Source organism: Pseudorhodoferax soli, assembly GCF_003337555.1.
Taxonomy (GTDB): Bacteria; Pseudomonadota; Gammaproteobacteria; order Burkholderiales; family Burkholderiaceae_C; genus Pseudorhodoferax; species Pseudorhodoferax soli.
On sequence record NZ_QPJK01000013.1, the window covers coordinates 169023 to 182359 of the forward strand.

General features: G+C 70.8%; 14 protein-coding genes. 12 read left to right on the plus strand and 2 right to left on the minus strand.

From position 1 onward, the window contains the following. Nucleotides 1-25 precede the first annotated feature (25 nt). The 12 genes from DES41_RS33775 (at nt 26) to DES41_RS33825 (ending at nt 10797) form a co-directional block, all read left to right on the plus strand. Nucleotides 26-664 carry a cysteine hydrolase family protein gene (locus DES41_RS33775; RefSeq protein ID WP_114472009.1) on the plus strand — a complete coding sequence of 213 codons (639 nt, stop codon included), beginning with the start codon at nt 26-28 and terminating at the stop codon, nt 662-664. Nucleotides 665-749: 85 nt separating this feature from the next. Continuing rightward, nucleotides 750-884, plus strand: coding sequence for a hypothetical protein (locus DES41_RS39690; RefSeq protein ID WP_281277257.1), 135 nt, complete (start codon nt 750-752; stop codon nt 882-884). Beyond that, nucleotides 881-1273: a response regulator transcription factor gene (locus tag DES41_RS33780; RefSeq protein WP_170168375.1), complete on the plus strand. Its 393-nt coding sequence runs from the start codon at nt 881-883 to the stop codon at nt 1271-1273. Before DES41_RS39690 ends, DES41_RS33780 begins: the two co-directional genes overlap by 4 nt. A gap of 131 nt (nt 1274-1404) precedes the next feature. Further along, nucleotides 1405-3201, plus strand: a complete 1797-nt coding sequence (locus DES41_RS33785; protein WP_114472011.1) for a YbhB/YbcL family Raf kinase inhibitor-like protein — start codon at nt 1405-1407, stop codon at nt 3199-3201. A 463-nt stretch (nt 3202-3664) separates the two neighbouring features. Beyond that, entirely contained in the window at nt 3665-4843 is a 1179-nt protein-coding gene (locus tag DES41_RS33790; protein ID WP_170168376.1) for an ABC transporter substrate-binding protein, read from the plus strand. A 13-nt stretch (nt 4844-4856) separates the two neighbouring features. Further along, complete coding sequence (locus DES41_RS33795; RefSeq protein ID WP_114472013.1) at nt 4857-5714, plus strand: branched-chain amino acid ABC transporter permease; 858 nt, start codon at nt 4857-4859, stop codon at nt 5712-5714. Beyond that, nucleotides 5711-6712, plus strand: a complete 1002-nt coding sequence (locus DES41_RS33800; RefSeq protein ID WP_114472014.1) for a branched-chain amino acid ABC transporter permease — start codon at nt 5711-5713, stop codon at nt 6710-6712. Before DES41_RS33795 ends, DES41_RS33800 begins: the two co-directional genes overlap by 4 nt. Further along, a complete protein-coding gene (locus DES41_RS33805; RefSeq protein ID WP_114472015.1) occupies nt 6709-7449 on the plus strand; it encodes an ABC transporter ATP-binding protein in 741 nt (246 codons plus the stop codon). The genes DES41_RS33800 and DES41_RS33805 overlap by 4 nt, the downstream gene beginning before the upstream one ends. A gap of 1 nt (nt 7450) precedes the next feature. Beyond that, nucleotides 7451-8164: an ABC transporter ATP-binding protein gene (locus tag DES41_RS33810; RefSeq protein ID WP_114472016.1), complete on the plus strand. Its 714-nt coding sequence runs from the start codon at nt 7451-7453 to the stop codon at nt 8162-8164. Between the two features lies 1 nt (nt 8165). After that, the gene (locus DES41_RS33815) at nt 8166-8744 is read left to right on the plus strand and encodes a MarR family winged helix-turn-helix transcriptional regulator (RefSeq protein WP_170168377.1); all 579 of its coding nucleotides are present in this window, start codon (nt 8166-8168) and stop codon (nt 8742-8744) included. After that, the gene (locus DES41_RS33820) at nt 8737-9690 is read left to right on the plus strand and encodes a PDR/VanB family oxidoreductase (RefSeq protein ID WP_114472018.1); all 954 of its coding nucleotides are present in this window, start codon (nt 8737-8739) and stop codon (nt 9688-9690) included. Before DES41_RS33815 ends, DES41_RS33820 begins: the two co-directional genes overlap by 8 nt. Nucleotides 9691-9720: 30 nt before the next feature. Next, on the plus strand, nt 9721-10797 hold the full coding sequence (locus DES41_RS33825) for an aromatic ring-hydroxylating oxygenase subunit alpha (protein ID WP_114472019.1): 1077 nt from the start codon (nt 9721-9723) through the stop codon (nt 10795-10797). Between the two features lie 9 nt (nt 10798-10806). On the opposite strand, the gene DES41_RS33830 is transcribed toward DES41_RS33825, so the two are convergent. Further along, entirely contained in the window at nt 10807-11370 is a 564-nt protein-coding gene (locus DES41_RS33830; protein ID WP_114472020.1) for a MarR family winged helix-turn-helix transcriptional regulator, read from the minus strand. Between the two features lie 108 nt (nt 11371-11478). Beyond that, on the minus strand, nt 11479-13227 hold the full coding sequence (locus tag DES41_RS33835) for a tannase/feruloyl esterase family alpha/beta hydrolase (protein WP_170168378.1): 1749 nt from the start codon (nt 13225-13227) through the stop codon (nt 11479-11481). Nucleotides 13228-13337 lie beyond the last annotated feature (110 nt).

The following is a 13337-nucleotide window of genomic DNA, read 5'->3' on the forward strand; positions in this document are numbered from 1 at the left end:
GGCGGCGCCGCCTAGGCTGCGCCCCATGCCGCGACACACACCACCGGCGGACGCCGAACCCGCCCTGCGTGCCACGCCGCTGCCGCGCGCCGAGCGCGTGCTGGTGCTCGTGGACTTCATCAACCCGCTCGACTTTCCCGGCGCCGAACGCCTCGTGCCCGGGGCGCTGCGCGCCGCCCGCGCGACGGCCCGGCTCAAGGCACGCCTGGCCCAGGCCGGCGTGCCGGCCATCTATGCCAACGACCACTACGGCACCTGGCATGCCGAGTTCAGCGACGTGCTGCGCGCCTGCCAGGCGCTGCCAGGCCCCCGCGGCCAGATCGCCCGGCTGCTGGCCCCTGCACCGCAGGACCTGACCATCCTCAAGCCGCGCCATTCGGCCTTCTTCGCAACGCCGCTGGACCTGCTGCTGCGCCAGATGCAGGCCCGCGAAATCGTGCTGGTGGGCCTGGCCACCGACATGTGCGTGCAGCTGACCACCGCCGAGGCCTACATGCACGGCTACAGCGTCTGGGTGCCGTCGGACTGCACGGCCGCCGAGACCCCCGAGGCCAAGCGCCGCGCGCTGCGCCACATGGCCACCGTTATGAAGTGCGCGGTGCGCGCCTCCACGGCGGGCGCCGGCCCGTCGCGTGCGGGCCGTGTAGCCGCACAGCCTGGCTGAGACGCGCTGCAGGCGACATCGTCTGCAAGGGCATTGCGCTCCCGTCCGACGCGCAGGGCCTTCGCCGCCTGCCAAGCTATGCGGCATGAATGCACCCAAGAACTCCCCCGGCGCCGTGCCCACCTCGTCCAGCCGCAACCGCTACGCCAGCAAGCGCACCCTGGTGGTGGGAGGCGTCATCGTCGCCTTCCTGTTGTTCGCGGTGTTCTTTCCCTGGTGACGGCGCCGGTGCAGCGGGTGCTGCTGGTGGAAGACAACCCGCACTGGCGAGCGCAGCTGCGGCGCTGGGCCGGCGCCGCTGGCCACGCCGTGGTGCACGAGGCCGCGACGGCCGACGAGGCCATCGCCTGGCTCCAGGCCCATGCCGACGGCTGGGACTTGGCCGTGGTCGATGCCTTCCTCGCGGGTGGCAACGGCTACACCGTGCTCAAGCATTGCCAGCGCCAGCACTCGCACCAGCGCGTGGTGATGCTCTCCAACTACGCGCGGGTCGAGGCCCGGCAGCAGGCCTTGCGCCTCGGGGCAGACCGGTTCTTCGACAAGGACACCGAGCTCGACGCCTGCCTGGGCTACTGCTTCGCCCGGCCAGAGCCCGCCGCGGCTGTGTGAGCGCGGCGGCGGCGCAGCTGCCGTGTCGCAGCCGGTCGGACATTGCCGTGCCGCCGACGCGCCGCACGCCGACAGGGCGGCCGCCGGGCACCGCCCAGACTGCGGCGATTGACTCCACCCTGCTTCCCCCCATGACCTTTCCCGCTTTCCGCCCCTTGCGTGCCGCCGTGCTGGCTTTGGGCGCGCTCTGCGCCCTGGCCGCCTCCGCCCAACAAGGCGACGGCACCGACGTGCCGATCCGCACCCATGTGTTCAAGCCCGCCAAGGTCGCGCTGACGCAGGCCGGGGTGCAGGCCCTGCGAGCGCCGCCGGGATTTGCGGTCTCGGTGTTCGCGGCCGGCCTCAAGAACGCGCGCATCCTCGCGGTCGCGCCCGACGGCACGGTCTACCTGAGCCGGCGCGACCAGGGCGACGTGGTCATGCTGCGCGACGCCGATGGCGACGGCCAGGCCGACGGCCCCGGCGTGATCGTGGCCAACCGTGCCGGCGCCCACGGCCTGGCCATCCACGCGGGCCATCTGTACATCGCCACCGTCCGGGAGTTGTTCCGGGCACCGATCCTGGCCGACGGCCTGCTGGGCCCGCTGGAGATGCTGCTCGGCGACCTGCCCGACGCGGGCCAGCACCCCAACCGCACCATGGCCTTCGGGCCCGACGGCATGCTGTACCTGAGCGTGGGCTCGACCTGCAATGCCTGCAACGAATCCAACCACGAGAACGCAGCGCTGCTGCGCATCGCGCCCGACGGCAAGAGCCGCACCATCTTCGCCAGCGGCCTGCGCAACACCATCGGCTTCGACTGGGAGCCGCGCACCGGCGCGCTGTGGGGCATGGACCATGGCATCGACTTCCTGGGCGACGACGTGCAGCCGGAGGAACTCAACCGCATCGAGCGGGGCAAGCAGTACGGCTGGCCGCACATCTGGGGCCAGGACGGCGTCAACCCGCAGAGCACACCCGTGGGCGAAGTCAGCAAGGCACAGTGGGCGGCGCTCAGCACACCCATGGTGATGGGCTACACGGCCCATGCCGCGCCCATGCAGATGCTGTTCTACACGGGCGGCGCCTTCCCGGCGGAGTACCAGGGCGATGCCTTCGTCACCATGCGCGGCTCGTGGAACCGCAAGCCGGCTTCGGGCTACGAGATCGTGCGCATCCGCTTCGCCGATGGCCGGCCGCAGAGGTTCGAGCCCTTCGTGACGGGCTTCCTGACCGACGGCGGCAGCACGCATGTGGCGCGGCCCGTGGGCCTGGCGATGGCCCGGGACGGCGCTTTGCTGATGGCCGACGACGCGAACGGCGTGGTCTACCGCATCGCCTACACGGGCCAGGGCGCCGGTGGCAGCGCCGGTGCGCCGCCGGCCGAGCCCATGCGCGCGCAGGCCATGCGCGGCAGTGGCGTGCCGCTGGCCATGGAGCGCGAGGAGACGCGCGCGGCCGGCACGCTGCAGGTCGGCTCCGCCAGCATCGCGCCGCAGGGCACGATCCCGCTGCGCCACAGCGAGTACGCGGACGGCGTGTCGCCGCAGTTGCGCTGGACGCCCGTGGCCGGCGCGAAGTCCTATGCGCTCATCATGGAAGACCCCGACGCCCGGCCCGTGACGCCCTTCGTGCACTGGCTGGCCTGGAACATCCCGGCCGGCGTGACACAGTTGCCCGAGGGCCTGCAGGAGCAGCTGCGCCTGACCGAGCCCGAAGGCGTGCTGCAGGGCACGACGACGCGCGGCGCGCCGGGCTACTACGGCCCCAAGCCTCCTGTGATGGACCCGCCGCACCGCTACCACTTCCAGGTCTTCGCGCTCGACCGCACGCTGGAGTTGCCGCCCGCCGCCGACCGCGACCAACTGCTGGCCGCCATGCGTGGCCATGTGCTGGCCAAGGGCGTGCTGGTCGGCAGCTTCCAGCAGCTGACCGCACCGCTGAAGTAGGGCAGGGCAGAGGTCCTGTTCTGAACCAGCCTGTCGGCGGCGGCGACCTGCCCGACAGAGCAACAGAAGCGAGAGCGCCGAACGCGCCGGCGCATGCGTCGAGCGCACCTCGGCAGCCTTGCCGCAGTGCCCGAGCGCCGCATGGCCGGCAAGGGCCGCGACGCTGAACACGGCAGACACCGGACCTGGGTGACAAGCCAGGCTGCCCCGCCCATGGAGGGGTCTTGGTCTCGCCCTCGCCATGCAACGGACTGCACCGCACCGGGGCCGCCACGCGGCGCCCGCCCTGCAGGCACCCGGACCGCCCGGCCTGCAGAGCCTTTCCCCATCGCCCCGCCACTCCGCTGACCGGCAACAAGGGTTAACCCCCAAGTAGTTGTGATTGCAACTAGTTGGTAATTCAACCAAAATCGCGCTCCGATGGCCGCACCCCCCGAGCGGCACGACAACCAAGGAGGCAAACATGCCACTGACCCGACGTGTTCTGTGCGGCGCAGCGCTGGCCGCTATGGCTCTCATTCCCCACCTCGCGCTGGCGCAGGATTCCACCGTCAAGATCGGCATCATCGGGCCGTTCTCGGGCCCGTTCGCCCACTACGGCACGCTGTTCAAGGCGGGGGCAGAGGCCTATGTCGCCAGCCAGGGCGGCAAGCTCGCGGGCAAGAGCGTCGAGCTCATCTACCGCGACACGGGCGGCCCGAATCCCGCGCAGACCAAGGTCATGGCGCAGGAGCTCATCGTCAAGAACAAGGTCGACTACCTGGGGGGCTTCGTGTTCACGCCGAACGCGATGGCGGTGGCACCGTTGATCCAGCAGTCCAGGACGCCGACGGTCATCTTCAACGCCGCGACCTCGTCCATCACCGAGAAGTCCGAGTACTTCATCCGCACCAGCTACACGCTGTGGCAGGTCACCGTGCCGCTGGCCCAATGGGCGGCGAAGCAGGGCATGCAGAAGGTCGTCACGGCCGTGACCGACTACGGTCCGGGCATCGACGCCGAGGCGGCGTTCAAGAGCGAGTTCGCCAAGCATGGCGGCGTGGTGGTCGAGAGCATCCGCATGCCGATCGCCACGACCGACTTCGGCCCCTTCGCGCAGCGCATCCGCGCCAGCGGCGCGCAGGCCGTCTACACCTTCCTGCCCGGCGGCCCGCCGAACCTGGGCTTCGTGAAGGCCTACAACGAGAACGGACTGGCCCGTGCCGGCATCCAGTTCCTGGGCACGGCCGAGACCGACGAGTTCGACCTGCAGAAGTTCGGCGACAGCGCGCTGGGCCTGACCACGGCCTTCCATTACTCCGGCGCGCACGACTCGCCGCAGAACAAGGCCTTCGTGGCCGCGCTCAGGAAGCAGGACCCGGCGGCCGTGGCGAACTACGCATCGGTGGGCGCCTGGGACGGCATGTACGTCATCCACAAGATGATCGAGGCGACCGGCGGCGCCAGGGACGGTGCCAAGGCGCTGGCCGCCGCCCGCGAACTGCAGTGGGAGAGCCCGCGCGGGCCCGTGCGCATCGACGGCAAGTCGCGCCACATCACGCAGAACGTCTACCTGCGCAAGGTGGAGAAGCAGGGCGGTGCGCTGGTCAACACGGAGACGCTGAGCTTCGGGCCGCAGGTCGACTTCGGTCTGGGCCAGTGACGCGCGAGGCCACGTGAACACGCTCTCCAACATCCTCATCGACGGACTCGCGTACGGCATGGTGCTGTTCGTGATCGCCGTCGGGCTGTCGGTCACGCTGGGACTGATGCGCTTCGTCAACCTGAGCCACGGCGCCTTCGCCATGGTCGGGGGCTACTGCGCGGCGCTGCTCACGCGGGAGCTGCAATGGAGCTTCTGGCTCGCCGTGCCGCTGGCCGTGCTGGCCACCGGGTGCCTGGGTGCCGTGCTCGAAGCCACCGTGCTGCGCCACCTCTACCAGCGCAAGGAGCTCGACCAGGTGCTGTTCACCATCGGCCTGACCTTCGTGCTGATCGCCACGACGAACGCGCTGGCCGGGCCGCAGGTGCAGATGGTGCAGCTGCCGCCCTCGCTGGCCGGCTCCATCGACCTCGGGTTCCGCACCATGCCGGCGCAGCGCCTGCTGGTGATCGCGGTGGGCGTCGCCGTCGCGCTGGCCGCGGCGTTGACCGTGACCCGCACGCGCTTCGGCATCTGGCTGCGCGCCACCGTGGACCACCCGGGCACGGCGTCGTCCCTGGGCATTCCCATCCGCACCGTGCAGTGCCTGACCTTCGCCGCCGGCGCCGCCCTTGCGGGCCTGGGTGGCGTGCTCGGCGCCGAGGTCATGCCGCTCGAGCCGTACTACGCGCTCAAGTACCTGGTGCTGGTGCTGGTGGTCGTGGCCGTGGGCGGCATGGGCAGCATCGCCGGCTCGCTGTGCGCGGCCATCTTGCTGGGCCTCATCGAGACGGCGAGCAAGTACCTCGCATCCGACTGGGGCAGCCTCTTCTTCTTCGCGGCGATGGCCATCGTGCTGGCGTGGCGCCCGAACGGATTGCTGAAGCGATGAACACGATCTCCCTTACCGAACCCGCAGCGGCCACCGCCGGGGCCGCTGCAGCCGGCCCACGCTGCGCGCCCGCCTGGCGTGCGCCGGCCCTGACCCTGGCACTGGGCCTGGCGGCCTGCGCCGGCATGCCCGACCAGTTGGGCCTGCTGACGCGCATCTTCATCGTCGGCCTGTTCGTGCTGTCGCTCGACCTGGTCGTGGGCATCGCCGGGCTGGCGACACTGGGCCATGCCGCGATGTTCGGCATGGGCGCCTACGCGGCCGGCGTGTTCGCGCTCCGCGTCGCACCCGATCCGCTGGTCGGGCTGGGCGTGGGCCTGCTGGCAGGCGCATTGCTGGCCGGTCTGAGCGGCGCTTTCCTGCTGCGCTACCAGGGCTTCACCTTCCTGATGCTGACGGTGGCGGTGTCGCAGCTGGTGCTGTCGGCGGCCCACAAGGCCCGGGCCTGGACCGGCGGTGACGACGGGCTGTCGGGCTTCAGCATGGGTCCGCTGCTGGGCCGGTTCGCATTCGACCTGGAAGGCCGCGTCGCTGCCTGCTACACGCTGGGCGTGCTCGTGCTGGGCTTCTACGCGGCCCGGCGCCTGGTCGACTCGCCCTTCGGCCTGGCGGTACGGGGCATCCACGAGAGCCGGGCCCGCATGGCCGCGTTGGGCACGCCTGTCTACCGGCGGCTGCTGGGCATCTACACCGCGGCCGGTGCACTGGCCGGCGCCGCGGGCGCCCTGTCTGCGCAGACCACGGCCGTGGTTGGCCTGGACAGCCTGTCGTTCGCGCTGTCCGCCGAGGCGCTGGTCATGCTCATCCTGGGCGGGGCGGGGCGGTTGACGGGAGCGCTCATCGGCGCTGCCGTCTTCCTGGTGCTGCACCACACGGCCTCGTCCATCAATCCCTACCACTGGCTGTTCATCGTCGGTGGCCTGCTCATGCTGGTGGTGCTGGTCCCGCCGGCCAAGGCCACGGCCTGGCTGCGCGCCCGCCTCGGAGGTGCGCCATGAGCCCCTTGCTGCAATTGCGCCAGGTCGACAAGCGCTACGGCGGCCTGCACGTCACGCGCCAGGTGTCGTTCCGCCTGGACGCCGGCGACCGCCTCGCACTGATCGGCCCCAACGGCGCCGGCAAGACGACGCTGGTGCACCAGATCAGCGGCGTCGTGCCCTCGGACAGCGGCGAGGTCTGGCTGCGCGGCGAGAACGTCACGCGGCTGCCGCAGGCCAGGCGGGTCCGGCACGGGCTGGCCCGCACCTTCCAGATCACCACGCTGGCGCCGCACCTGCCCGTGCAGCGGCAGATCGAGATGGCGCTGTTCGAGCGCGAAGGCCTGAGCGCCAGCGCCTGGCGCAGCGTGGACAGCTACCCGGCGCTGACCGCCGAGGCGCAGGAGCTGCTGGGACGCTTCGGCCTGCGCGCCCATGCCGCGACCGCCACCGAAGACCTGGCCTACGGCGAGCAGCGCCTCATCGAGATGGCGCTGGCCATGGCGCTGCGGCCCAAGGTGCTGCTGCTGGACGAGCCCATGGCGGGCGTGCCCAAGGGCGACGGCGCCCGGCTGCTCTCTGCGCTGGATGCGCTGCCCAAAGACCTGGGCGTGCTCATCATCGAGCACGACATGGACCTGGTGTTCCGCTTCGCCAACCGCATCGTGGTGCTGTGCGAAGGCGCGGTGCTGGCCGAAGGCAGCCCGGACGACATCCGGCGCGACCCCCGGGTGCGCGCCGCCTACCTCGGAAACTGACATGTCTGCCCTGATGCTCGAAGTGAAATCCGTCCAGGCCGGCTACGGTCCGATGACGGTGCTCGATGGCCTGTCCTTCCAGGTCGCGCGCGGCGAGCGGCTCGCCATGATCGGCCGCAACGGCGTTGGCAAGACAACGGCCTTGCGTGCGGTCATGGGCGTGGTGCCGTTGCGCGGTGGCTCCATCCTCTTCGCCGGTGAGGACGTGTCGCGGCTGTCGGCCCACCAGCGCGCGGAGCGCGGGCTGGGCCTGGTGCCGCAGACGCGCGACGTGTTCCCCTCGCTCACGGTGGAAGAGAACCTGCTGGCCGGTCTGAAGCGCCGGCCCAAGGCCGCGCTCAGCGAGGCCTACGACCTGTTCCCGCGCCTGGCGGAGCGGCGCCACAACGGCGGCAACCAGCTGTCGGGCGGCGAGCAGCAGATGCTGTCCGTTGCGCGTGCCTTGCTGGGCCAGCCCAGGCTGCTGCTCATGGACGAGCCGCTCGAAGGCCTGGCGCCGCTGATCCGCCAGGAGTTGCTGGCGGCCTTTCGCCACATGGGCCAGCAGACCGGCATCAGCGTCGTCATCGTGGAGCAGCAGGTCGACGAGGCCCTGGCCTACGCGGGCCGTGCCGTGATCCTCGACCACGGGGCCGTGGTGCACGAGGACGATGCCGCGAAGCTGGCGAAAGACACCGACACGCTGGAACGCTGGGTCGGCATGGCGGTGCATTGAGATGCACGCCGAGAACCGCGATCTGCGGGCAGGCCGGCCGCGGGCAGGCCAACGCGGCACGCACATCGACCTGGAGCGCTATGTCCCGGCGTACCTGACCTGGACCGCGAACAAGCTGTCGCGTGGCGCCTCCGGCTTCTACCTCAGGCACTTCGGCGTCGGCATCGAGGTCTGGCGCTGCCTGGTGCTGCTGGCGGTGGACGGTGCCTGCTCGGCCCACCAGGTCTCGCGCGTGATCGGCATGGACAAGGCCTCGGTCAGCCGCTGCTTCAAGAGCATGCAGCAGGGCGGCCTCATCCGCATTGCGCTCGACCAGAACGACGGCCGTGCGCGCATCGCGGTGCTCACGGAGAAGGGACGGTCCCTGCACGACGCCATCCGCGGCGTGGCGCTGGAGCGCGAGCGGGCGCTGCTGAAGGTGCTCACCGACGAAGAGGCGAAGTCCTTGCTGTCGCTGCTCCAGCGCGTGCACGAGAACCTGCCCCATGTGGAGGAAGCGACCGAGCGGTTTCTCTCCGCCCGGGAACCCAAGAGCCGCCCAGGTCGGGGCGGCACGGAGAGAGGTAGACGAGATGGTTGAACTGGATGTCAGGGTGCGTGCGCGCCGTGTCGAGGCGGACGGCATCTGCAGCTTCGAGCTCGAGCGCGCAGGGGGCGCATCGCTCCCGGCCTTCCGCGCGGGCGCGCACATCGACGTGCGTGTGCCGTCGGGCCAGGTGCGCCAGTATTCGCTGTGCAGCGACCCGGGGGACGCCAGCTTCTGGCGCATCGGCGTGTTGCGCGAGCCGGCGTCGCGCGGCGGGTCGTCGGGCATGCACGAGCTCGTGCAGGTCGGCTCGCGGCTGCAGGTCAGCGCACCGAAGAACCTGTTCGCGCTGTGCGATGCGCCGCACAGCGTGCTGGTCGCCGGCGGCATCGGGGTGACGCCCATCCTGGCCATGGCGCGGCAGCTGCACCGGGACGGCAAGCCCTTCGAACTGCACTACTGCGCGCGTTCACCTGCGCGCATGGCGTTCCGCGACGAGATTGCGCTGGGGGCCTTCGGCAACCGGTCCCGCCTGTACTTCAGCGAGGCGGCCACCCGGCAGTTCGATGCCGTGGCGGCGTTGTGCGCGGCGCCGCCGGGTGCGCACCTCTACGTCTGCGGCCCGGCCGGGTTCATGGACCACGTGCTCGCCTCGGCCGCGACCGCTGGCTGGGCGCAGGAGCGCCTGCACCGCGAGCATTTCGCGGGCACCGCCCCAGATGCCTCGAGCGACCGGCCGTTCCAGCTGCGGCTGGCCAGGTCTGGCGCCACGCTCGATGTGCCCGCCGGCACGACGGCCCTGCAGGTGCTGCTGGACGCCGGCATCGACGTAAATTATTCATGCGAGTCCGGCGTGTGCGGGACCTGCACCACCGCCGTGCTCGAGGGAACGCCCGAGCACCGCGACAGCTGCCTGATGGACGCCGAGCGCGCGGACAACCGGCTCTTCACGCCGTGCTGTTCGCGCGCCAGGACAGCCGCCCTTGTTCTAGACCTGTGAGCCACAGCCCACGCCCTTGAAGGAGAACCCATGACCGCCCAGTGCATTCCCATCCAGCCGGTGTCGGCGACCCCGGCCGCCCCCAAGTTCCCGCTCGACCAGTGGTACATGGCCGGCTTTTCCACCGACGTGGTGGACAAGCCGGTCGGCCGCACGTTCCTGGAGCAGCGCGTGGTGATGTTCCGCACCGCCGACGGCCAGGTGGCGGCGCTGGAAGACCGCTGCTGCCACCGTTCGCTGCCGTTGTCCTGCGGCACGGTGGAGGAGAAGGGCGTGCGCTGCGGCTACCACGGCATGCTGTACGCACCCAACGGCCAGTGCCTGGAGATACCGGGCCAGGAGCGCGTTCCGAGCAAGGCCAAGGTGCGGGCGTACCACATCGCCGAGAAGAACCACATCCTGTGGATCTGGATGCCCAGGGAGGCCGGCGGTGCGCCGACCTGCGAGGCGCCGGACTATCCCTGGCACAACGACCCCCGCTACACCTTCGGAACGGGCGCATACCACTACAAGGCACCGTGGCAGCTCATCCACGACAACCTGCTGGACCTGAGCCACCTGGGCTACGTGCACCTGCAGACCATCGGCGGCGATGCGCGGCTGCACATGAACGCGGGCATGCAGGTCACGCAGGACGGCGACACCGTCAAGGTGGTGCGGCAGATGCCGGGCTCGCGGCCGCCGCCCACCTACAAGGCGGCCTGGCCGTTCGGCGACACCTGCGACCGATGGCAGGAGATCGAGTTCGCGCTGTCGCACCTGAGGATCTGGACGGGAGCCATCGAGCCCGGCACGGATTCCATCGACGATCCGCAGCGCGGCGGTTTCCACATGCGCGGCCTGCACGGCATCACGCCCGAGACCGAGGACACCTGCCACTACTTCTGGAGCATGTCCAGCACGCGCCACCCGGACAAGCCGGACAACAGCCAGGCGGTCATCCAGCAGACCGCGTTCACCTTCGACGAGGACCGCCTCGTCATCGAGGAGCAGTACCGCAACATCCGGCAGTTCGGCGGCAAGCCCGAGTGGATCGACATCCATGTCGACGCGGGCGGGAACCGGGCCCGCCGGGTGGTCCAGCGCCTGCTGGCCGCGTCGGCCTGAGCGTGCGCGTCAGCCGCGCGGCCGGCGTGTGGCGGCCGCGGGGTAGTGCTGTTCGAGAAAGGCCGAGGTGGCCTTCTCCACGGCAGGAAGGTTGTCGTGCAGCCGGCGCAGCAGGTCCAGCAGGGTGCCCTGCTCCGAAGGGGAGAGCACCGACAGGAACACGCGCTCGCGCTCGCGTGCCAGCGCCAGGATCTGGTTGTGCAGCGTGCGGCCCTTCTCCGTGATGGTCGCCAGCCGCAGCCGGCCATCCTTGTCGTCCAGGCCGAACGTGAGCAGGCCGTCGGCCTGCATGGTCTTGAAGACCCGGCTCACGGAGGCCTTGTCCATGCCGAGCGTCCTGGAGATGGATTGCGCGGTGAGCTCATCCTCGATGGCCAGCAGGACGAGGATGCGCCAGGTCTCGATGCCGACCTCGAACGCGCGCAGGTAGGCGCTGGATGCGCCCCCGGACAGCTTGTTCGCGATCCAGGTGAGGTAAGCCGGCGCGTAGTGGTCGAGGTCGACGGTCGGATGGGGCTTCTTCTGCGCGCCCGGTGTGCGGGCCGGGGCGCGGGGCTGCGGTGCTTTGGTCATGCTCCAGCGGGTGATTCTGCTGGCTGGATTGTGGCCGACCGCGGTGCGCCGGCCCAGGCCTCGGGCATGCCGGTAGGGCAGCGGCCCGGCAAGGCCGGGCCGGGGCGCTCAGCCCCCCAGCGGGTCGCTGCGGGTGGTGCAGGTGAAGCTTGCCGCGAGCTTCTGGTCGCCGCCCACATAGCGTGGGTAGGCGGGGTAGCGGCAGGCCGGCATGGCGCGGATGGTGCTGGCATCGGCCACGCTCTTGTAGTAGGCCACCGGGGCATCCGGCGGCGCCTCGCCCTTCAGGACCCAGTTCTCCAGCAGCGTCAGCGCGTCGATCTGCGTGACGCCGCCGACGTTGTGGCTGCCGCCGGGACCGACGTACAGGCGCATGGCGCGGTCCGCCGCCTCCTGCCCCATCGTGGCGACCACGCTGCGGTAGTACTGGCCCGACATCGTCAGCGGTGCCGCGTTGTCCGCAGAAGGATGGACCACGATGAGCCGGCCGCCGCGCGCGGAGAACGCGGCGAGGTCGGGGTTGGTCGCGTCGAACAGCCTGGACAGGTACTGGATGCGGGCCGCATAGGGCGCGGGGTCGAAGCCGTAGGGGTTGAAGCTGTCGTCCTGCACGATGGCGTGCCGGATCCAGTAGGTCGCGAAGTTCAGGACCGCGCCGCGGCCGGCCTCGTTGCCGCGCCCCGGCGGCAGATCCAGCGACGGAGCCACGCTGCCGACGGGATAGAAGGGCCACTGGAAGCCCGTGCCGTCCTCGTCGCCCGTGACCGCATAGCCGGGGAAGCGGCTGCTGCCGTTGGCCAGCGTGACGCCGAGTTCGGCGGGCTCGCGCAGCGCGTTGACCGAGGCGATCTGCGCGTCGGACAGGCAGCCTGTGCCGGTGTTGCCGTCCGGACAGCGCAGCGTCGCCACGTCGTTGCTGCAAGCAAGGTACTGCGCGACCACGCCGTCGGCCAGCCCGTCGGCCAGGTCGCAGCTGGCGCGTGTCCTGTCGGCGACGAGCCGGATGGCCGCCGCGTCCAGGAAACCCGTGGCCAGCCGGTCGCGCAGCCGGTTGTCGAACAGGTGGATGCCGTTCCACTGGATCACCGGCGAGGTGGCGATCACGCCGTCGTAGTCGTTGGGGTACTTCTGGGCCACCATCAGCGCCTCGCGCCCGCCGGCCGATTCGCCGCTGAAGAACACCTTCTGCGCGGCTTCGCCATAGGCCCGCCGGACCACGGCCAGCGCCACATCGCGCGTCTTCTTCAGGTGCTCGGAAGCCCAGTTGCGCATGGCCTCGTCGCTGCGCGTGAACGCATAGTCGGCCGAGCCGCTGTGGCCGCCGTCGCTGCCGAAGGTCACGTAGCCCAGCGTGATCGGGTAGGGCGCGTCCACCGGCATCGGGTCGAAACGGCCCGATGCCTTCTGGCCCGGGGCCGTGACGACGGCCCCGCCCAGGCCGCCGCCGCCCGACTGCAGTGCACGGCGGTTCCAGTTCTCCAGCGGCAGGTTGATGGCGAAGTTGACCGGCGGCGCCGCCGGATCGACGGAGGCGATCTGGCCCAGCACCAGGCAGCGCGCCGGCGTGGTCAGCAGGTGTTCGCCCTCTGCATCGGCATAGGGCGCCACGGCCGCTGCGCGCGTCGCCGAGGTGATGGTCGCGCCGCCGCTGGGCAGGCCGATCTCCGCGGCCGCGACGCTCTGGCCCTGCAGGCCTTCGCAGGTCTTGATGGCCAGCGGTGCCGCGGCCGGCGGTGGCGCGGCGGTGTCGTCGTCGCCACCGCCGCCGCAGGCCGCGATGAGTCCGATGGTGGCCGTGGCCAGCGCGGCATGGCCGGCGTGCTTCCAGCGCGGGCTGGGTCCCTGGTGTGCTTGCATGTTGTCTCCTGTAGGAATCCGGTCGGTTCCGGCGAGCGCAACCTTAGCGATGCAGCGGGCAGCTGAACAATGGTTTGCCGCCATGGGACACATCGGCGGCGCCGATACCT